Origin of the sequence: Streptomyces sp. NPDC047081 (genome assembly GCF_040643775.1) — a bacterium.
Taxonomy (GTDB): Bacteria; Actinomycetota; Actinomycetes; order Streptomycetales; family Streptomycetaceae; genus Streptomyces.
Window position 1 is genome coordinate 24,750 of the sequence record NZ_JBEYUY010000004.1, and the last position, 19,806, is coordinate 44,555.

Annotated in this window: 18 protein-coding genes; 5 read left to right on the forward strand and 13 right to left on the reverse strand. The window is 70.8% G+C overall.

All coding sequences use genetic code 11. From position 1 onward, the window contains the following. Positions 1-18: 18 nt before the first annotated feature. Positions 19-1,542, forward strand: a complete 1,524-nt coding sequence (locus ABZ848_RS08410) for a cytochrome P450 (RefSeq protein ID WP_360827326.1) — start codon at positions 19-21, stop codon at positions 1,540-1,542. Here ABZ848_RS08410 and ABZ848_RS08415 read toward each other — a convergent pair. Continuing rightward, positions 1,504-2,334 carry a pentapeptide repeat-containing protein gene (locus ABZ848_RS08415; protein WP_360827328.1) on the reverse strand — a complete coding sequence of 277 codons (831 nt, stop codon included), beginning with the start codon at positions 2,332-2,334 and terminating at the stop codon, positions 1,504-1,506. The two genes, ABZ848_RS08410 and ABZ848_RS08415, sit on opposite strands and share 39 nt — an antisense overlap. Positions 2,335-2,496: 162 nt before the next feature. On the opposite strand from ABZ848_RS08415, the gene ABZ848_RS08420 reads away from it, so the two are divergent. Then, entirely contained in the window at positions 2,497-2,694 is a 198-nt protein-coding gene (locus ABZ848_RS08420) for a DUF5999 family protein (protein WP_360827331.1), read from the forward strand. A gap of 21 nt (positions 2,695-2,715) precedes the next feature. Here ABZ848_RS08420 and sigJ read toward each other — a convergent pair whose 3' ends face one another. Next, positions 2,716-3,609 carry an RNA polymerase sigma factor SigJ gene (gene sigJ, locus ABZ848_RS08425; RefSeq protein WP_360827334.1) on the reverse strand — a complete coding sequence of 298 codons (894 nt, stop codon included), beginning with the start codon at positions 3,607-3,609 and terminating at the stop codon, positions 2,716-2,718. Positions 3,610-3,756: 147 nt separating this feature from the next. Between sigJ and ABZ848_RS08430 the strand changes: the two genes are divergently transcribed. Next, positions 3,757-5,916, forward strand: a complete 2,160-nt coding sequence (locus ABZ848_RS08430; protein WP_360827337.1) for a hypothetical protein — start codon at positions 3,757-3,759, stop codon at positions 5,914-5,916. 29 nt (positions 5,917-5,945) lie between these two features. Here ABZ848_RS08430 and ABZ848_RS08435 read toward each other — a convergent pair whose 3' ends face one another. The 10 genes from ABZ848_RS08435 to ABZ848_RS08480 all read right to left on the reverse strand — a co-directional run bounded on the left by ABZ848_RS08435 (position 5,946) and on the right by ABZ848_RS08480 (position 16,357). Continuing rightward, positions 5,946-6,545, reverse strand: coding sequence for an FxLYD domain-containing protein (locus ABZ848_RS08435; RefSeq protein ID WP_360827340.1), 600 nt, complete (start codon positions 6,543-6,545; stop codon positions 5,946-5,948). A gap of 59 nt (positions 6,546-6,604) precedes the next feature. Then, positions 6,605-7,348 carry a PIG-L deacetylase family protein gene (locus tag ABZ848_RS08440; RefSeq protein ID WP_360827343.1) on the reverse strand — a complete coding sequence of 248 codons (744 nt, stop codon included), beginning with the start codon at positions 7,346-7,348 and terminating at the stop codon, positions 6,605-6,607. A gap of 28 nt (positions 7,349-7,376) precedes the next feature. Beyond that, complete coding sequence (locus ABZ848_RS08445) at positions 7,377-8,678, reverse strand: alpha/beta fold hydrolase (protein ID WP_360827346.1); 1,302 nt, start codon at positions 8,676-8,678, stop codon at positions 7,377-7,379. Between the two features lie 101 nt (positions 8,679-8,779). Further along, a complete protein-coding gene (locus ABZ848_RS08450) occupies positions 8,780-9,805 on the reverse strand; it encodes a LacI family DNA-binding transcriptional regulator (protein ID WP_360827349.1) in 1,026 nt (341 codons plus the stop codon). An 82-nt stretch (positions 9,806-9,887) separates the two neighbouring features. Further along, positions 9,888-11,300 (reverse strand): BNR repeat-containing protein, encoded by a 1,413-nt coding sequence (locus ABZ848_RS08455; RefSeq protein WP_360827352.1) that lies wholly within the window; start codon positions 11,298-11,300, stop codon positions 9,888-9,890. Between the two features lie 24 nt (positions 11,301-11,324). After that, on the reverse strand, positions 11,325-11,645 hold the full coding sequence (locus ABZ848_RS08460) for an L-rhamnose mutarotase (protein WP_055635320.1): 321 nt from the start codon (positions 11,643-11,645) through the stop codon (positions 11,325-11,327). A 17-nt stretch (positions 11,646-11,662) separates the two neighbouring features. Next, on the reverse strand, positions 11,663-12,742 hold the full coding sequence (gene rhaS, locus ABZ848_RS08465) for a rhamnose ABC transporter substrate-binding protein (protein ID WP_360827356.1): 1,080 nt from the start codon (positions 12,740-12,742) through the stop codon (positions 11,663-11,665). Between the two features lie 30 nt (positions 12,743-12,772). Beyond that, complete coding sequence (locus tag ABZ848_RS08470) at positions 12,773-13,765, reverse strand: ABC transporter permease (RefSeq protein WP_360827359.1); 993 nt, start codon at positions 13,763-13,765, stop codon at positions 12,773-12,775. Next, entirely contained in the window at positions 13,758-14,843 is a 1,086-nt protein-coding gene (locus ABZ848_RS08475; RefSeq protein WP_360827362.1) for an ABC transporter permease, read from the reverse strand. Before ABZ848_RS08475 ends, ABZ848_RS08470 begins: the two co-directional genes overlap by 8 nt. After that, positions 14,840-16,357 carry a sugar ABC transporter ATP-binding protein gene (locus ABZ848_RS08480; RefSeq protein ID WP_360827365.1) on the reverse strand — a complete coding sequence of 506 codons (1,518 nt, stop codon included), beginning with the start codon at positions 16,355-16,357 and terminating at the stop codon, positions 14,840-14,842. Before ABZ848_RS08480 ends, ABZ848_RS08475 begins: the two co-directional genes overlap by 4 nt. Positions 16,358-16,650: 293 nt before the next feature. Here ABZ848_RS08480 and rhaI point away from each other — a divergent pair, with 293 nt between their 5' ends. Further along, entirely contained in the window at positions 16,651-17,811 is a 1,161-nt protein-coding gene (rhaI, locus tag ABZ848_RS08485) for an L-rhamnose isomerase (RefSeq protein ID WP_360827368.1), read from the forward strand. A gap of 115 nt (positions 17,812-17,926) precedes the next feature. Here rhaI and ABZ848_RS08490 read toward each other — a convergent pair whose 3' ends face one another. Beyond that, positions 17,927-18,757, reverse strand: a complete 831-nt coding sequence (locus ABZ848_RS08490; protein ID WP_360827371.1) for a LysR family transcriptional regulator — start codon at positions 18,755-18,757, stop codon at positions 17,927-17,929. Positions 18,758-18,918: 161 nt separating this feature from the next. Here ABZ848_RS08490 and ABZ848_RS08495 point away from each other — a divergent pair, with 161 nt between their 5' ends. Beyond that, positions 18,919-19,794: an NAD(P)H-binding protein gene (locus ABZ848_RS08495; protein ID WP_360827374.1), complete on the forward strand. Its 876-nt coding sequence runs from the start codon at positions 18,919-18,921 to the stop codon at positions 19,792-19,794. Positions 19,795-19,806 lie beyond the last annotated feature (12 nt).

The window sequence follows — 19,806 nt, forward strand, 5'->3', positions numbered from 1 at the left end:
TTCGAGGGAGATCGCGTCATGGCGGAGACGACGACACGGGCACCGCTGCCGAAGGGCTTCCGCGGGGCCGAGCAGGGCTGGCCCGAGCTGCGGCGCATTCCGCATCCGCCGCGCCGGGTCCCGCTCCTCGGGGACGTGCTCGGCGTGAACCGGAGCACGCCGGTCCAGGACTCGATGCGTTACGGACGGCAGCTGGGGCCGATCTTCCGGCGCAAGGCGTTCGGCAACGAGTTCGTGTTCGTGTGGGGCGCGGAGCTCGCGGCGGACATGGCGGACGAGTCCCGCTTCGCCAAGCACGTGGGACTCGGTGTCGCCAACCTCCGCCCGGTGGCCGGGGACGGGCTGTTCACGGCGTACAACCACGAGCCCAACTGGCAGCTGGCGCACGACGTCCTGGCGCCCGGTTTCAGCCGGGAGGCCATGGAGGCCTACCACCCGATGATGCTGGCGGTGGCCGGGCGGCTCACCGACCACTGGGACCGCGAGCTGGCGGCGGGGCGGTCGGTGGACGTGCCCGGCGACATGACCAAGCTGACGCTGGAGACGATCGCGCGCACCGGGTTCGGGCACGACTTCGGCTCCTTCGAGCGCGACCGGCCGCATCCCTTCGTCTCGGCGATGGTGGGCACGCTGACGTACGCCCAGCGCCTGAACACCGTGCCGGTGCCGCTGGCGCCGTTCCTGCTGCGTGACGCCACCCGCCGCAACGAGGCCGACATCGCCTACCTCAACAGCACGGTCGACGACCTGGTCCGTGCACGCCGGGCGGCGGGCGGGGACGGCGATCTGCTGGACCGGATGCTGGAGACGGCCCACCCGGAGACCGGGGAGCGGCTGTCCGCCGAGAACGTACGGCGGCAGGTGATCACCTTCCTGGTGGCCGGCCACGAGACGACCTCGGGCGCGCTCTCCTTCGCCCTGCACTACCTCTCCCGGCACCCCGGGATCGCGGCACGCGCGCGTGCCGAGGTGGACGCCGTGTGGGGCGACGCGGAGGTGCCCGGGTACGACCAAGTGGCCAAGTTGCGGTACGTGCGCCGGGTGCTGGACGAGGCGCTGCGGCTGTGGCCGACGGCGCCGGCCTTCGCGCGGGAGGCGCGGGAGGACACGGTGCTGGCCGGGGACCATCCGATGCGGCGGGGTGCGTGGGCGCTGGTCCTGACGATGCTGCTGCACCGGGACCCCGAGGTGTGGGGCACGGACGCCGAGGGCTTCGACCCGGACCGCTTCGACCCCAAGGCGGTACGGTCTCGGGCTCCGCACACCTTCAAGCCGTTCGGGACGGGCGCGCGGGCGTGCATCGGCCGGCAGTTCGCGCTGCACGAGGCGACGCTGGTCCTGGGCCTGCTGCTGCGCCGCTACGACCTGCGGGCCGACCCGGACTACCGGCTGCGGGTGACGGAGCGGCTGACGATGATGCCGGACGGGCTGCGGCTGCATCTGGAGCGGCGGGCGGCGACGACTGCGAAGGCGGCCCCGGCGGAATCGATCGACGAGGCCTCGTCAGAGCCGCGTTGTCCAGTGCACGGGGCGCGTGACTGAGCCCGGCAGGCGGGTGCCGGCGCTGCCCCGGGCCGCGTTGAGCTGCGGCTGGGTCAGGAAGATCGCGCCGGTGAGGTCCGCGTCGGTGAGGTCGGCGTCGCGCAGGTCGGCGCCGATCAGGTCCGCGCCCCGAAGGTCGGCTCCGGCCAGGTCGGCCGCGATGAGGTAGGCGCCGCGGAGGCTTGCGCCGCGCAGGTCGGCGCCCTTGAGGCGGGCACCCATCAGGTCGGCGCCCCGGCGGTCCTTCTTGCGGCCGCGGATGCCGGCCCGGGCCAGCTCGCTGGTCCTCAGCAGCAGGGCGTTGACCTCCTGGCGGTGGGCCGGGACGTCCAACTCGGCCAGTTCGTCCGGGGTTTGACGAGTGAGCGCGTCCGTCCGGTCCAGGGCGCGGCGCAGCTCGGCGTGGAGCGGGCGGGCGGCGTCCAGGTCGAGCGCCTCGGCGATATACCAGAGCAGCTCGTGCAGTTGCCGTACGACCGGGAAGACGTGGAACATCCGCCGGGCGTCCTCGCGGGAACCCGTGCGCCAGTCCGCCCCGCCGAAGGTGACCTGCGAGACCTTCTGACCGGCGCCGAAGCAGTCGTACACCGTGCAGCCGTTGAAGCCCTTCTGCCGCAACTCGGCGTGGATGCCGCAGCGGTGGTCGGCGCGGAGGTTCGGGCAGGGTTTGCCGGCCGGCTTGTCGAGCGCGAAGTCGGCGGAGGCGGCGAAGGGCAGGGCGACACAGCACAGCCCGAAACACCGCTCGCAGTCGCCGCGCAGGTCGGCCCGGCCGACTGTCTGGTCTTGCATGTCGCACAGTTTATCGAGACCGCTTGCCGAGACCGCGGCAACCGAATCTCACCGATGAGTTTCCGGCGTTGTGGGGGTCTTCTCATACAACTGAAAACAAGCTCGGCTACCACTGAGGTAGCAGCCGACGAGGCAGGAGCCGTTCGCGACGAGGAGACCGTCATGTGCACCCACCAGCCCCCGTGCCCCACCGCCGACAGCACCGACCACCAAACAGCCGTCATCGTGTCGGCCCACCCCGAGCAGGGCTGGAGTCTGCTGTGCAACGGCACCATCGTCTTCGACGACACCGGTGAACTCCTGCCCGACGGCCGGGTCGTGGGCCCGCGCCGCGAGCGGCGGCTGCTCGCGGCCGCCTGACACGGTACGGGCCCGGTCCCGTCAGTGGTCGAGGGCGGGCACCTGGAGGCGGGCCATCCGCTCGGGGTCGGCCAGGATGTACATGTGGGTGATCCGGCCCCCGGAGACCGTGACCCCCAGCACCGACACGGCCTTCCCGTCGACCACGTTGACCATGCCGATGTCCCCGTTGACCAGCGCGAACCGCGCGGCGGGCACGGCCTGCCGGAAGAACATGGCCTGTTGGGCGACCGACCGCGCACCGTGCACCAGCTTGGACACGGCGGGTCCGACGGCCAGCCTCCCGGAGTCGGCCCGCAGCACGACGTCCGGGTCGAGGACGGCGAGCAGCGCGTCGAAGTCGCCCGCGCGGGCAGCCGCCAGGAAAGCGTCGAGGACCTCCCGCTGGCGGCCCAGGTCGGGGTCCGCCGACGGGGTGGCGCCCTTCACCCGGCGCCGGGCCCGGCTGGCCAGCTGCCGGGTCGCCGCCGAACTGCGCTCCACGATCGGCGCGATGTCGTCGAACGGCACGGCGAACATGTCGTGCAGCACGAACGCCAGCCGCTCGGCCGGCTCCAGCGTCTCCAGGACGACCAGCAGCGCGAGGCCCACCGAGTCCGCCTGGAGCACCTCCTCCTCGGGGTCGATCTCCGAGAGCGGTCTGATCACGGGGTCGGGCACGAACGTCTCGTCGATGGGCTGCTCACGGCGGGCTCCGCGCGAGCGCAGCATGTCGAGGCAGATCCGTCCGACCACGGTGGTCAGCCACCCGCCGAGGTTCTCGATCCCGTCCGCGTCGCTGCGGCTCAGCTTGAGCCAGGCCTCCTGGACGGCGTCCTCCGACTCGGCCTGCGAGCCGAGCATGCGGTAGGCGACCGCCTTCAGACGGCCGCGGTGTTCCTCGAAACGCCCGGCCAGTACATCCGTCTCCCTCATGCCGCTCCCCCGTCCCGTTCCCGGTGCCGCGTCCGCGGCCCGTTGATCAAACCATGCGCCCGTGCGCCTCCCCACCCCGAATTCCCCGTTTGCGGCGCCCATGCCGGAGCGCGACGATGAGGGCGTCACCGATCCAGAGGTTCGGCCATGGCCCCGGTCCCGTCCCGCAGTCCGGCGCGCATCGCGGCCTTCGTGCTGGCCGTCCTGTGCACGGCCGTCTGCATCGCCACGGCCACCGCCCGCAGCACGCTCGTGTCGCCCTCCTTCTACCGTTCGGTGCTCAATCGCGAACAGGCGTACGACCGCCTGTACGACGAGGTCCTGGTCGATCCGCGCGCGGTCGCCGTCACCCGCCCGCTGCTGGCCCGGCTGCCGGTGCCGGAGGCCCAGCTGACCTCCAACATCAAGCTCGTGCTGCCCCCGGAGTCGGTCCGCGATGTCACCGGCCGGCAGATCGACGCCGTGGTCGGCTACCTCAACGGCGACCGCGACGACCTCGTGCTGAAGGTGGACCTCGCCCCCTTCCTCGGCAACCTCAACGACCTGGCGCAGGTCTACTTCGGCGACCTCGTCTCCGGTATCCAGGACCGCGCCGAGCCCGACTTCAACGCGTTCTCCACCGACCTGTCGGCCGCCCTGCGCGAGGTGTCCGCCGGGCACGCCCCCAAGGGCCTGCCGAGCCTTCCGCTGACCGACGAGCAGGCCGGCGCGGCGGCCGACGCCCTGCTGCGCGCCGTCCCCGAGGCGGAACGGGAGCCGCTGCGCACGGAGGTGCAGGCGGCGCTGGCCGACGGGGACGTGGCCGCGGCCCTGGCGACCGTGGCGCCCGCCGTGGTGACCGACCGCACCCGGGACGCGGCGGCCCGCCTGCGCGCCACCGCGGGCGGCACCACCTGGGACGTCACGCAGACGCTGGCCGCCTCCGGCAACGACCTCACCGCCCTCCACCGCATACGCCCCTACACGGCCGTCGGTCTCGGCCTGGCGGAGACCCTTGCGGCCGTCCTGCTCGTCGGCTCCCTCCTCGCCCTGTGGTTCCTGAGCTCCGCACCGCCCGCCCGCCGGTTGGCCCTGCTGGGCTGGGCGATCGCCGCCGGCGGACTGGTCGGTGCGCTGGCCGCCGCGGTCGTCCGCCTGGCCACCGGCGGACGGGTGATCGACCCGCCGGCGACCTGGCCGCCGAGCCTGGCCCGGCTGGTCGACGACCTCCAGCACGCCGCCCTCGACCGCTTCACGACCACCGCCCTCGCCACCGCGCTGGTACCGGTGGCCCTGGGCACGCTCCTGGTGGGCGCGGGCTGGCTCCTGGAGGTCCGCCCCCGGCCCGCCTTCTCCGTCCCCCGCATCCGCGGCCTCGGGCTGGCCGCGAGCGGCGCCGCCGTCGCCGGGATCCTGCTGGTCCCGCTGACGGCCGGTTCGGGCGCGCCCCGACTCTGCGAGGGCCAGGCCCGCCTGTGCGACCGGCCCTACGACGAGGTCGCCTACCTGACCTCCCACAACGCCATGTCGACCACGGTCGACCGGTTCATCGGCCCGCTCCAGGACCCCGGCATCACGGCCCAGTTGGACGACGGCGTGCGCGCCCTGCAGCTCGACACCTACCGCTGGGAACAGCCCGACGAGGTGGCCGGGCGGCTGGCCGACTCCGACTTCACGCCCGAGCAGCGGGAGTTCATCGCGGCGGCCGTCGCCAAGCTGAACCCGCCGCGCGAGGGGCTGTGGCTGTGTCACGCGGTCTGCCGGGCCGGGGCGATCGAGCTGGTGCCGGCGCTGAAGCAGCTCGGCGACTGGATGCGGGCCCATCCGACGGAGGTCGTGACCCTGATCGTCCAGGACGCGATCAGCGGCGAGGACACCGAAAAGGCCTTCGCGCAGGCCGGGTTGACCGATCTCGTGCACACTCCGGACGCCGATCCCGCGAAGCCCTGGCCGACTCTGGGCGAGCTGATCGACAGCGGACGGCGGCTGGTGGTCTTCGCCGAGCAGGCCGACGGCCCGGCTGCCTGGTACCGGAACTTCTACCGCTACGGCATGGAGACGCCGTTCGCGTTCCGCACCCCGTCCGAGATGAGCTGTGTCCCGCACCGGGGCGGCACCGGCAAACGGCTGTTCCTGCTCAACCACTTCATCACGGCCGACGGCGGCAGCCGCCTGGACGCGGGTGAGGTCAACGCCCGCCGGTTCGTGCTCGACCGGGTCCGCGCGTGCGAGCGCGAGCGGGGTCGGCCGGTGAACTTCATCGCCGTGGACTTCGCGACGATCGGCGACGCGCAGGGCGCGGTGGACACGCTCAACGCCGACCGCTGACCGCCGTACGCCTCAATGCTGTTGCGCCGTCAGTACCGTTGCGCCTTCACCAGTTTCGGGGTCAGCACCGGCTCAGGAGGCTTGCGGCTGATGGCGAGGGGCTGGGCCTTCTCGCCGGGTTCGAGGTCCTCCGCGCCGACATAGCGGGTCTCGACCGTCTTGCCCGAGGAGTCGAGGAAGTCGACCTGGACGGCGTAGGACGCCTTCTTGTCGGTCTTGTTGGTGATGGTGACGACGACGGCGAGCAGTCCGCCGGTCTGGGCGCGCGGCTTCCCGGTCATGGCGACCTCGGACATCGCGTTGCCCTGCCCCTGTACGTCCTTCAGCTCGCTCTGGGCGGCCTTGTTGGCGCGCTCGACCTCGGCCGAGACGGAGGCCTCGAAGGAGGCCGCGGCAGCCGAGGCGGACGCGGCCGCCGCGGAGGCCGAGGCGCGCGCCGACGCGAGGGCGGAGGCGGCCTTGGACTCCAGCGCGGACGGCGTGTTGCCCGAGAAGGAGGCGGTGTCGGGTGCCGTCGGCCGCGCCGACGGCGAGCTGGAGCCGCCGCTGTCGTCGCTGCTGCACGACACCACCAGCGCTCCGCTCGCCAGGACGGCGGCCACGGCCAGATGCACTGTCCTCGTATTCACGAAATGAACCATATGCCGGAATATTCGGCCGGGCATGTCGTCGCCCGCCCCGCGCGGGCCTATCGGGCGAACACCTCGAAGGCGACGGCGGGCTTCCCGCCGAAACGTTCGGCGGTCCGCTCGGCGTTCGCCGTGAGGAAACCGCGGACGTACGTCTCCGGGTCCTCGCTGGTCAACACCTCGATGTAGGTGCGGTGTTCGAGCAGCGAGTGCACCGCGCGCTCCATTCCGGGTGTCGCGTCCACGGCGTGCGTGGGCGAGAAGGAGCCCGCGACCGCGACCCAGCGCACGCCGTTCCAGGGCTCCAGGCCCTGTTCGACCAGCTCGGGGAAGATCCACCGGTTGCCCGCGTCGCCCGCCGCGTCGAGGGTCGCGCGGCCGACCGCGACATGGTCGGGGGTGTTCCAGGCGATGCCGCCCCAGGTGTCGCGGTGGTTGAGGGTGATGAGCAGTTCGGGCCGGTGCCGGCGGATCGCGGCGGCGATGTCCCGGCGCAGGCCGAGGCCGTACTCGATGACGCCGTCGCGGTGGTCGAGGAACTCCACCGTCGACACGCCCACGACGGCCGCGCTCGCCCGCTGCTCCTGCTCGCGCAGCGGGCCGCACTTCTCGGGTTCCAGGGTGTCGATGCCCGCCTCGCCGCGGGTCGCCAGCACATAGGCGACCTCGCGGCCCTCGTCGGTCCAGGCGGCGACGGCCGCCGAGCAGCCGTATTCCAGGTCGTCCGGATGCGCGACGACGGCGAGCGCGCGCCGCCAGTCGGTGGGCATGGGCTGGAGTTGCGTGATCTGCGGCTCGGTCATGGCCGCAGGCTAGCCCGGAACCGCCGCTTCAGGCTTCGTCGCGGGTGAGGGCCAGGAGCCGGTCGAGCACCCGGGGGCCGCCGGCCCGTACGCCGTCGTGCTCGAACTCGTCCGTCACCCAGGTCCGCAGACCGCGGATCCCGCGCGCCGTCCGGAGGGAGTGGGCGGTGTCGACGTACATGTCGTCGTGGTAGACGGCGGCCGCGACCGGGACCTCGTTGACGGCGAGGCGCGCGGGGTCGTACAGGGGCGTCCAGTCGGTGCGGGCGGCGAGGAGTTCCGCGGTCTCGCGCAGCGGGCGCAGGGCGGGGTCGACGTCGAACATCCAGGGGTGGATCGATTCGCCGGTGAACAGCAGCGGGCCGTCGCCCGCGAGCGCCTTCGCCGCGTCGAACTGCGGGAACTCGGCGCGCACCCGCTCGGCCGACCAGGCGGTGGGGCGCTCGTCCTGGGCGTAGCACGCCTCGTGGACGAGGGCGTAGAGGGGGTGGCTCGCGTACGACAGGAGCGCCTGTACGTCCTCCTGGAAGGCGTCGGCGAGTTCCGTACCGCGCGGGGTGCGGACGAAGGCCTCCTCCAGGAGGTGGTGCAGGCGGTGGCTGCCCTCGCTGCCGCCGAGGAGGATGCCGAGGGTCTGGAAGGCCTCGGCGGTGAGGCGGTAGCCGTTCGGCAGGGTCACCTCGTGGTGGAGGAGGTGGTCGGCGATGCGGCGGGCGCGTTCGACGTCCTGCGGGTAGCGGGCGTAGTGCGCGGCGACCTTGCGTTCGATGCGGGGGTAGGCGGCCCGGTAGACCTCGTCGGCGTGCGCGTCGAGGGAGGGCAGGCCGCCGGTGATGACGGCGGCGGCCAGGCCCTCGGGCGCGGTGGACAGGTAGTTGACCGCGCAGAAGCCGCCGAAGCTCTGGCCGAGGACGGTCCAGGGGGCGCCGCCGGTGAGCTGCGGGCGGATGGCCTCGCAGTCGCGGACGATCGAGTCGGCGCGGAAGTGGGCCAGGTAGTCGGCCTGTTCGGCGGGGCCTCCGCGCAGTGGGAGGGTCTGCCGGTTGGCCGGGGTGGAGTGGCCGGTGCCGCGCTGGTCGAGCAGGAGGACGCGGTACTCCTTGAGGGCGCGACCGAGCCAGGAAGGCTTACCGATGAAACGGTTCGCCCCGAAGCCGGGGCCGCCCTGGAGGTAGAGCAGCCAGGGCAGGTCCTGGCGCGCCTTCTCACCGGCGACGACCTCACGGGCGTAGAGCTGGATGCTCTCCCCCGCCGGGTCGTCGTGGTCGAGGGGCACGGTGAAGTGGCGGTCGGTGAGGACGACACCCGGCTGGCGGTACGTGGCGGTCAACAGGGCTCCAGGGACGGACGGTTTTCTGGCCGCGTCCCACTTCATCACAAGTTCGTCCGCCCGCCGACCCCTGGGATCATGAAATCGTACTGAACGGCGGCTCAGCGGGCCGAGAGGCTGGAGCGGCGGACGACCAGTTCCGGCTGGAGGACGACCCGCCGGTGCTCGTGCCGCTTGGTGCCGGTCTCCGCCTCGGTCTCCTCCAGGAGGAGTTCCGCGGCCAGGGCGCCCATGGTGACGGCGGGCTGGCGCACGGAGGTGAGGGGGACGGCCGCGGCGGCGGCGAACTCGATGTCGTCGTAGCCGACGATGGCGAGGTCGTCGGGGACCGTTATCCCGGCCGCGTACATGGCCTGCAACACGCCCAGGGCGAGGAGGTCGTTGGCGCAGAAGACGGCGGTCGGGCGGTCGGCGAGGCCGAGCAGGCGGGCGCCGGCGTCGCGGCCCGCGGCCACGTCGAGGCGCTCGGTGGGCAGCTCGCGCAGGCGGTCGGGGCCGAGCCCGGCCTCGGCGAGCGCGTTCAGGGCGCCGGTGCGGCGGTCGCGGACCTGGTTGAGGCCGGGCGGGCCGCTGACGTAGGCGATGGAGCGGTGTCCGGCGTCGACCAGATGGCGTACGGCCAGGGCACCGCCCGCCACGTCGTCGACGGAGACCGAGCACTCGGTGGTGCCCTCGGCTACCCGGTCGACCAGGACGAAGGGGATGTTGTGCCGCCGGAACGTGTCGATGTTGCGGCCGGAGGCGTCGGTGGGGGTGAGCAGCACGCCGCGCACCCGCTGCTCGGCGAAGAGCGAGAGGTAGTCGGCCTCCTCGCCGGCGCTCTGCGCGCTGTTGCAGACCATCACGCCGAGCCCGGCCTCGCGCGCGGCGCGCTCGGCACCGCGCGCCACGTCGACGAAGAACGGGTTGCCCATGTCCAGGACGAGCAGTCCCATGATCCGGCTGCGGCCCGCGCGCAGCTGGCGCGCGGACTCGCTGCGGACATACCCGAGCCGGTCGATCGCGGACTGCACCCGTGCCCGGGTCTCCGTGGCGACCGTGTCCGGACGGTTGATCACGTTCGACACCGTGCCGACGGAGACTCCGGCGGCACGGGCGACGTCCTTGATACCCACCGACTGGGCCATCAGGCAGGGACCTCCAGAGGAACGCGGGGCGGCGGGAAGAGGACCTTCACATTACCGTCATCGCCCCGCACGTCAGCGCCGGTCACGCGGGCAGTGCGAAGTCGACGACATGGAGTGCCGAGGGGGTCGTACCGCTCGACGTCTCCTGGTACATGAACGACAGCACGTTGTCCGCCTTGACCCGCATTTCGTCGATGACGACCTCCCCGAAGGCGTTCAGGTCGCTGCCGTCGTAGAGCAGGGTCCAGTCGGTGTACCCGGAGGACTTCGACGCGCCGGCGATCCGGCCGTACGGGAAGACCGCGTAGGCGTTGTCGTACTTGTCCAGGACCAGCTTGGTGCGCTGGCTGGAGTTGAGGGCGACCGGGATCTCGGTCTTCGTCCAGGTGCCGGAGGAGTTCTTGCGGACGTGGAAGGCGCGGCCGTTGGCGGTGCGGTCGCTGACGTAGTTGGTGGTGCACTGGCCGAAGCGGCCGGGGACGTAGCTGATGATCGCGTGCGGGAGGCCGGCCGAGTCGGTGAACTGGCTCTCCTGGTTCATCAGGGAGTGGTCCGGGTTGAGCGAGTCGACGACCAGGCCGGAGTCGGTGACGGCGACGGTGTCCGAGGTGCCGGTGGCGGCGACCAGGGTGCCGGCGTCGTTGCGCCAGGTGCGCCCGCGGTCGGTCGAGTAGACGTAACCGGTGTCGTGGTTGGTGATGCCGCCGCTGTTGCACATCACGGCGGCGTTCTGCTCGCGCCAGGTGAAGAAGGAGTGCAGCCGGCCGTTGACGTCGTAGTCGATGCCGTGGAGGTACATGTTGCGGGCGGTCGAGGAGCCGTGCGAGCTGGTGTACGTGCCCGTCGAGCTGGACCACTCCCCCAGTGCCGTCCATGTGGAACCGTCGTACTCCGCGAGGGCGTTGCGGCCGTTGCCGGAGATGCCGACCCGGTAGCTGAGCTGGAGCTTGCCCTCGGGCGTGGAGACGAACTGCGGGTACGTGAACTGTGTGGTGAGGGCGAGCCCGTCCAACGAGGTCTGGACGGAGCCGAAGACGGACGAGGTCCAGGCCGTGGAGCCGGGGTTGTCGAGCAGGCCCGCCACTGACTTCACGTAGAAGTAGCCGTCGCTGTGGGAGTCCATGTTGATGTGCAGGCGGCCGTCGACCTTGGAGACGCCCATGGAGATGACGTTGTGGGAGTCGCTGCTCTTGAGCTGGTGGGACAGGGTGACCGTGGACCAGCTCGAAGCGCCCAGCACGCGGCGGGCGATGACGGCGTACTTCGTGGAGGTGTACCAGGCGGCGTACTGGTAGCCCTTGTACGTGAACAGGCCGTTCTTCTGGAACGAGTTGTTGTTGACCAGGCCGTCGTAGGAGACGAAGAACACGGCCTGCGAGTCGAGTTGAGTGCTGCCCGTCTTGCTTACGGAGGGGCCGGGATCGGCGGCCCGTGCGATGCCCGGCGTTGCCACGGCGGCCAGTATGGCCGACGCGAGCACAGTGCGTCTTCTCATGAGCGGCTCCGGAAAAAGGGGACGTCAGGCGAGGTGGAATACTTCGGTGAGCGGTTTCATGGCCTCGTCGGGCCGGGCGCCGTCCAGCGACTCGAAGAACGGCGCCATCTCGGCCTGCCAGCGGGCGTTGACCTCGGCGGCCTCCATGCCGGCCTGGGCGGCGGCGAAGTCCTCGGTCTCCAGGTAGCCCACGAGCAGGCCGTCGTCGCGCAGGAAGAGGGAGTAGTTGTGCCAGCCGGTGGCGGAGAGCGCCTCGAGCATCTCCGGCCACACGGCGGCGTGTCTTTCGCGGTACTCGGCGAGCCGGTCCTCGCGGACCTTGAGGAGGAAACAGACGCGCTGCATGAAGTACCGCTCCCCTGCTAGAAGTTGAACTGGTCGATGTTCTTGGCGTTGAACACGGTCGGCTTGCCGAGGGTGATCACGCCGTCCTTGCCGATGGTGTACTCGGTGGAGCCGGCCTTGAAGGTCTCGCCCTCCTTGCCGGTGATCTGACCGGAGGCGAGCGCCACGGCGGTGCGGGCGGCGAGGTCGCCGAGCTTCGCCGGGTCCCACAGCTCGAAGCCCTCGACGGTGCCGTTCTTCACGTAGGTGCGCATGTCGTTGGGGGTGCCGAGGCCGGTCAGCTTGACCTTGCCCTTGTACTTGGAGCCGGAGAGGTACTGGGCGGCGGCCTTGATGCCGACGGTGGTCGGGGAGATGATCCCCTTCAGGTTCGGGTACTGCTGGAGCAGGCCCTGGGTCTGCTGGAAGGACTGCTGGGCGTCGTCGTTGCCGTAGGCGATCTTGACGAGCTTGACGTTCTTGTACTTGGGGTCCTTCAGCTCGTCCTTCATGTACCCGATCCAGGTGTTCTGGTTCGTGGCGGTCTGGGCGGCGGACAGGATGGCGATCTCGCCCTTGTAGCCGATCTGCTCGGCGAGCAGCTGCACCTCGGTGCGGCCGAGGTCCTCGGCGGAGGCCTGCGAGACGAAGGCGTTGCGGCAGTCGGCCTTGGTGTCGGAGTCGTAGGTGACGACCTTGATGCCGTTCTTCATCGCCGTCTTCAGCGCGGTGCACAGTGCGCCGGGGTCCTGTGCGGACACGGCCATCGCGTTCACCTGCTGCTGGGTGAGCGTGTTGACGTAGGAGACCTGCCCGGAGGTGTCCGTGGCGCTGGACGGCCCGACCTCCTTGTACTTGCTGCCCAGTTCGGTGAGCGCCTTCTCGCCGCCCTTGTCGGCGGAGGTGAAGTACGGGTTGTTGACCTGCTTGGGCAGGAACCCGACGGTCAGCCCCTTCTTGAGCGCGGCGTTCGGGTCGGCCTTGGCGGTGGAGGTGGCCGCCGAGTCGTCACTCTTGGAGTTGTTCTTGGTGGTCCCACCACAGGCGGTGAGGGCGAGGGCGAGGGAGGTTCCGGCGGCGAGCGCCGCACAGGCACGACGAAGGGATGACTTGCGCATGGTGAAGGTCCTTTACGAGGGAGAGCGGAGTTACGACGTCGGAGTCGAGGCGGCGGCTCTGCGTCCCGCCCTCGCTACGGAGATTTGCCGTGCGACCCGGGGGCCGAGCACGGAGATGACGAGCAGGACGCCGGTGACGACGATCTGCGACTGAGCGGAGACGTTCAGGAGGCTCATCACGTTCTGCAGCGCCCCGAGCAGGAAGACCCCGGCGATGGCGCCGCCCAACGTGCCCTTGCCGCCGTCGAAGTCGATGCCGCCGAGCAGCACCGCGGCCACGACGGACAGTTCGAGCCCCGTCGCGTTGTCGTACCGCGCGCTGGCGTAGTGCAGCGCCCAGAAGATCCCGGTGAGCGAGGCCATCAGACCCGTCACCGTGAACAGGATCAGCTTGTGCCGCTTGACGCGGATGCCGGCGAACCGAGCCGCCTCCTCGTTGGCGCCGATCGCGAACAGCGACCGCCCGAACGGCGTGGCGTGCAGCACCACGACGGCGACGACCAGCAGTACCAGGAAGGGCAGGAAGGCCTGCGGCAGGAAGCTGTTCCCGACGCGTCCGGCCGCGAAGTCCAGGTACTGCGAGGGGAAGTCGGTCACCGCGTCGGAGCCGAGCACGATCTGTGCGATGCCCCGGTAGGCGGCGAGGGTGCCGATGGTGACGGCGAGGGAGGGCAACCCGAGCCGGGTGACCAGCAGACCGTTGACCAGCCCGCACACCACACCCAGCAGCAGGCACAGCGGGATGATCGTCTCGATCGCCATGCCCTCGTTCCACAGCTTGCCCATCACCGCGCCGGACAGACCGGCCGTCGAGGCGACGGACAGGTCGATCTCACCGGCGACGACCAGCAGGGTCATCGGCAGGGCGATCAGGGCGATCGGCAGGGTGTTGCCGATCAGGAAGGACAGGTTCAGCGCGTTCCCGAAGCCGTCGACCGTGCCGAACGACAGCAGCAGGAGGACCACCAGGAGGGCGCCGACGACCGTGTCCCAGCGGATCGCGCGCGTCAAGGACTCAGGCATGGCCGGCATTCCCCTTCTTCGCGGCCGAGCTCTTCACGGCCGAGTTCTTCGCGGCCGTCTTCTTCAGGGTGGAGGCCACCCGCAGGGCGACGATCCGGTCGACCGCGATGGCGAGGATGAGCAGGATGCCGTTGATCGCGAGTACCCAGACGGAGCTGACGCCGAGGGCGGGCAGCACGCTGTTGATGGAGGTCAGCAGCAGCGCGCCGAGCGCCGCCCCGTACACGCTGCCGGAGCCGCCGGTGAAGACCACACCACCGACCACGACCGCGCTGACGACGGTGAGTTCGTAGCCGTTGCCGGTGCTGGAGTCGACGTTCCCGAAGCGGGCCAGGTACATCGCACCGGCGAGTCCGGCCAGACCGCCGCAGAAGGTGTAGGCGGCGAGGATCCGCTTGCGCACCGGGATGCCGGCGAGCCGCGCCGCCTCGGGGTTGGAGCCGAGGGCGTACAACTCCCGCCCGCTGCCGAAGTGTTTGAGGTAGTACGCCGTCGCCACCAGCACCGCCAGCGCGATCAGCGCCAGCCAGGGCACCGCCGAGATGCCGCCGGAGCCGAAGTCGACGAAGCCGCCGGGGAGGTCGGCCGCCGTGATCTGGCGGGAGCCGACCCAGATGGAGTCGATGCCGCGGATGATGTAGAGCGTGCCGAGGGTGACGACGAGGGCGGGCACCTGGCCGAGGCTGACGAGGAGGCCGTTGAGCAGGCCGAAGCCGACGCCCATCAGCATCGCCAGCAGGATGGCGACCACCGGGTTGCCGCCGCCGTGCAGGAAGTCGCCGGCGGCGAAGGCGCAGATGCCGAGCGTGGAGCCGACCGACAGGTCGACGTTCCTCGTGATCACCACCAGCGCCTGGCCGGTGGCGACCAGCACCAGGATGGTCGCGTTCAGCAGCAGGTCCTTGATGCCCTGCTCGGACAGGAAGTCGCTGTTGCCGATCTGGGTGATGACGATCATCACCAGGAAGACGACCAGGATGGCGAGTTCGCGCATCTTGAAGACGCGGTCGACGAGCCGGGTGCCGCTGGATTTGGGTACCTCGGCGACGGGGGTTTCGCTGGGAGTGGTCACCGTCATGCGGCGGCCCTCCCGGTGGCTGCGGCCATCACGGTTTCCTCGGTGGCTTCGGCGCGTGGGATCTCGGCGGTGAGGCGGCCCTCGTGCATCACGAGCACGCGGTCGGCCATGCCGAGGATCTCGGGCAGGTCGGAGGAGATCATCAGGACGGCGACACCGTCCGCGGCCAGCTCGCTGAGCAGCCGGTGCACCTCGGCCTTGGTGCCGACGTCGATGCCGCGGGTGGGCTCGTCGACGATCAGCACCCTGGGGCCGGTGGCGAGCCACTTGGCGAGGACGACCTTCTGCTGGTTGCCGCCGGACAGCGTGGAGACGGCGTCGGCGATCCGGGCGTACTTGACCTGGAGCTTGACGGCCCAGTCGAGGGACCGGCTGCGCTCGGCGCCGCGGTCGACGAGGCCCGCCCTGACGGTCGTACGCAGGCCGGTGAGGCCGATGTTGCGCTCGATGGACATGTCCATCACCAGACCCTGGGCGCGCCGGTCCTCGGGGACGAGCGCGAGGCCTGCGGCCATGGCGGTGGACGGGGCGCCGTTGACGAGCTTGCGCCCCTGGACCTCGACCTCGCCGCCGTCCCAGCGGTCGATGCCGAAGACGGCCCGGGCCACCTCGGTGCGACCGGCGCCGACCAGCCCCGCGAGACCGACGATCTCGCCGTGCCGTACTTCGAAGGAGACGTCGGTGAAGACACCCTCGCGGGTCAACCGCCTTACGCTCAGGGCCACTTGACCCGGCGTGACGTCCTGCTTGGGATACAGCTCGTCGAGGTCGCGGCCGACCATGCGCCGTACGAGATCGTCCTCGGTCATGCCGTCGATCGGCTCGCTGGAGATCAGCGCGCCGTCGCGAAGCGTCGTCACCCGCTGGCAGATCTCGAAGATCTCCTCAAGCCGGTGCGAGATGAACAGCACGGCGGCACCCTGCTCGCGCAGGGTGCGGACGACGCCGAAGAGGCGGGCGACCTCGCTGCCGGTGAGGGCGGCGGTCGGCTCGTCCATGATCAGGACGCGGGCCTCGAAGGAGAGCGCCTTGGCGATCTCGACGATCTGCTGGTCGGCGATGGACAGGCCGCGGGCCGGACGGTCGGGGTCGAGTTCGACGCCGAGGCGCTGCATCAGCGCCAGCGTCGCGGCATGGGTGGCCTTGTGATCGATGCGGCCGATGGCGCGCCGGGGCTGGCGGCCCATGAAGATGTTCTCGGCGATCGAAAGGTCGGGGAAGAGCGTGGGCTCCTGGTAGATCACGGCGATGCCGGCGTCGCGGGCGTCGCCGGGGCCGTGGAAGACGACCGGTTCGCCGTCGAGCAGCACCCGGCCGGCGTCCGGCCGGTGCACGCCCGCAAGGGTCTTGATCAGGGTCGACTTGCCCGCGCCGTTCTCGCCGGCGAGTGCGTGCACCTCGCCGGGGAACAACTCCAGGGACACGTCGCGCAGGGCGCGTACGGCCCCGAAGGACTTGGAGATGTCCTCCAGCGCCAGCACCGGGGCCGGACCCGCGTCGGACGGGTGGGTCATGAGGGGCTCCTCGACGACGCCCGGGAGGCCTCCTGGAGGCCCTCACGACGTCGTGAAAGGTTTCAACTTGGTTGCCGGGACGTTAGGCGCGCCGGAGATGTCACGTCAATGGGTCGAGCCCGAAAAAGTTTCGAGACTCCTTCGAGAGCCAAAGGTCACGGTCAGGCTACGGGCAACAGGGCCTGCGCGAATGCTTGACACCCCTTCGGGGGGCTCTTAGCTTGCCCTTCTGAATCGATTCATCCAGACACAGCGAAGAAGCTGTTCCGGACCGACGTCACAGGAGCCCCGAAGTGACCGAGCTCGCCGCGGTGAAGGCCGCGCTCAAGACCCAGGCAGTCGAGACGCCGTCGTGGGCGTACGGGAACTCGGGCACCCGGTTCAAGGTGTTCGCCCAGCAGGGCGTTCCGCGTGATCCCCGCGAGAAACTGGCCGACGCGGCGCAGGTGCATGCCGTCACCGGGGTGGCGCCGACGGTGGCGCTGCACATCCCGTGGGACAAGGTCGACGACTACGCCGCGCTGGCGAAGTACGCGGAGGATCTCGGGCTGAAGCTCGGGGCGATCAACTCCAACACCTTCCAGGACGACGACTACAAGCTCGGCAGCATCTGTCACGCGGATCCGGCGGTGCGGCGCAAGGCGCTGGACCATCTGCTGGAGTGCGTGGACATCATGGACGCGACCGGGTCCACGGATCTGAAGCTGTGGTTCGCCGACGGCACGAACTATCCCGGGCAGGACGACATCCGCGAGCGGCAGGACCGGCTGGCGGAGGGGCTGGCGGAGGTGTACGAGCGGCTGGGGGACGGGCAGCGGATGCTGCTGGAGTACAAGTTCTTCGAGCCGGCGTTCTACGCGACGGACGTCCCGGACTGGGGGACGGCGTACGCGCACTGCCTGAAGCTCGGGGAGAAGGCGCAGGTCGTGGTGGACACGGGCCATCACGCGCCGGGGACCAACATCGAGTTCATCGTCGCGACGCTGCTGCGGGAGGGGAAGCTGGGCGGGTTCGACTTCAACTCCCGCTTCTATGCCGACGACGATCTGATGGTGGGGGCGGCCGATCCCTTCCAGCTGTTCCGGATCATGTACGAGGTGGTGCGGGGTGGGGGGTACGGGCCTGATGTGGCGTTCATGCTCGACCAGTGCCACAACATCGAGCCGAAGATTCCGGCGATCATCCGGTCGGTGATGAACGTGCAGGAGGCCACGGCGAAGGCGCTGTTGGTCGACCGGGAGGCGCTGGCGGTGGCTCAGCGGGAGGGTGACGTGCTGGAGGCCAACGCGGTGCTGATGGACGCGTACAACACGGATGTGCGGCCGTTGCTCGCCGAGGTGCGGGGGGAGATGGGGTTGGACGGGGATCCGATGGGGGCGTATCGGCGGTCCGGGTGGGCTGCGAAGATCGTTGAGGAGCGGGTTGGGGGGCAGCAGGCCGGGTGGGGGGCCTGAGCGGCTACTCGTCTGCCGGGTCTTGTTGTTCGCCGGCTGCGGGCTCGTTGTGGCTGGTCGCGCCCACGCGGCGGAGCCGCATATCAATACAGCCCCGCGCCCCTGAAGGGGCGCCTCATGCCACTGATGTCGCAATGCGGACCAACGCTGCCGTTGCCGTTGAGCGGGAGTTTTGGGGCCAGGCTATCGACAGGGTGGCCGGTGGGGCGTCCGGGAGTTTGCGGTAGGCGACTCCCGGGCGGGGGTAGCGGGTCGTGACCGATTCCGGGAGGAGGGTCACGATCTCGCCCAGTTCCACCAAGGTGATCAGTTGCGGTAGGTCAGCTATGCCGTGTCGCGCAACGATCGTGTCGAGATAGCGGGCCAGGCTCTGCGCGTCGCCCGGCAGGGACAGGCCGGCCAGGGTGAGGTCCGTGCGGGACGCCAGGGGGTGGGTGGCGGGGATGGCGGCGAGGCGGGGTTCGACGGTCACCGTCTCGGCGTCCAGGCCCGTGCGGTCGAAGGGTTCGTAGAGGAGGGCCGCGTCCGCCTCGCCCGCGCGCAGCAGACGGACCTGTTCGCCCCAGCCGGAGAGACGGATCGTCACCGGGAGGGCGGCGGGTTCCGTGGCGTAGCGCGCCAGGATCGACTCCAGCAGGCCCGCCTCGCCGTCGGCCTTGACCGCCAGGACCAGCTTGGGGTGCGGGTCGGCGGCGCGCTGGGCCCGCCGGGCGGCCGCGTGCAGGGCTTCCAGGGCGAACCGGGCCTCGGTCAGGAGGACGGTGCCGGGCGGGGTCAGGGTCACGCTGTGGGTCGTGCGCTCGAAGAGCGTGACGCCCAGGTCCGCTTCGAGCTTGCGGATGGCGCGTGAGAGGGGCGGGGCGGAGATGCCCAGGCGTTCGGCGGCGCGGGCGAAGTTGAGTTCCTCCGCGACGGCGACGAAGTAGCGCAGTGACCGGGACTCCATGGCCTGGCACCTCCGGTTCGGTATGACCCAGAGGGTAACAAGCGGGATCCGGGCGGTCCTTCCGTCTCCGCGGGCCCCGGCGCAGGATCGGTGCAGGCGGTCACCGGGCGTCCGGCCCAGGTCTCGACCGCCTTTCCGGTCAACTCTCTTGGAGCTTCCGCATGCTTGTCATCACCACGCCCACCGGTCAGATCGGACGGCAGGTCGTCGACGGCCTCCTCGACGGTGGGGAGCCGGTCCGGGTGATCGCACGCGATCCCGCCCGGCTCTCCCCCGCCGTGCGTGACCGGGTCGAGGTCGTCCAGGGTTCGCACCGGGACCCCGATGTCCTCATGAAGGCGTTCGCGGGCGCGGACGCCGTGTTCTGGCTGGTGCCGCCGGACCCGGCCGCACCGGACGTCGACGCGCACGTCCTCGACCCGACCCGGGCGGCGTGCGAGGCGATCTCCGGCCACGGCGTCCAGCGGGTCGTCGCCGTCTCGACCATGGGCCGCGGCATCGAGAAGAACGCCGGTCTGCTGTCGGCGGCCCAGGCCGGTGAGGACCTGATGGCGGGGACGGGTGTGCGGTTCCGGGCGCTGCGCCCGGCGGGCTTCATGGAGAACCTGCTGCGGCAGCTCGACGCGATCAGGAACCAGGGCGTCCTCTTCTGGCCGTACACCGCGGACCGTACCGTCGGGCTCATCGCCACCCGGGACATCGCCACGAAGGCCGTCGAGCTGTTGCGCGACGATTCCTGGACCGGTCAGGGTGAGGTGCCCCTGGTGAGCCCGGACACCCTGACCCCCGAGGGTGTGGTGCGGGTCGTCTCCGAGGTGCTGGAACGGCCGGTCCGCTACCAGCAGGTCTCCCTGGACGCGCTCCGGGCGACCGCGCTGGAGCACGGTGTGAACGAGGCGTGGGCGCAGGCGCTCGTCGACATGACCAAGGCCCAGAACGCGGGCGTCTACGACGAGGAGCACCGCACAGCGCAGCCCAGCCCGACCGGCTTCCGGCAGTGGTGCGAGGAGGTGCTCAGGCCCGCGTTCCTGGCCTGAGCACCACTGCGG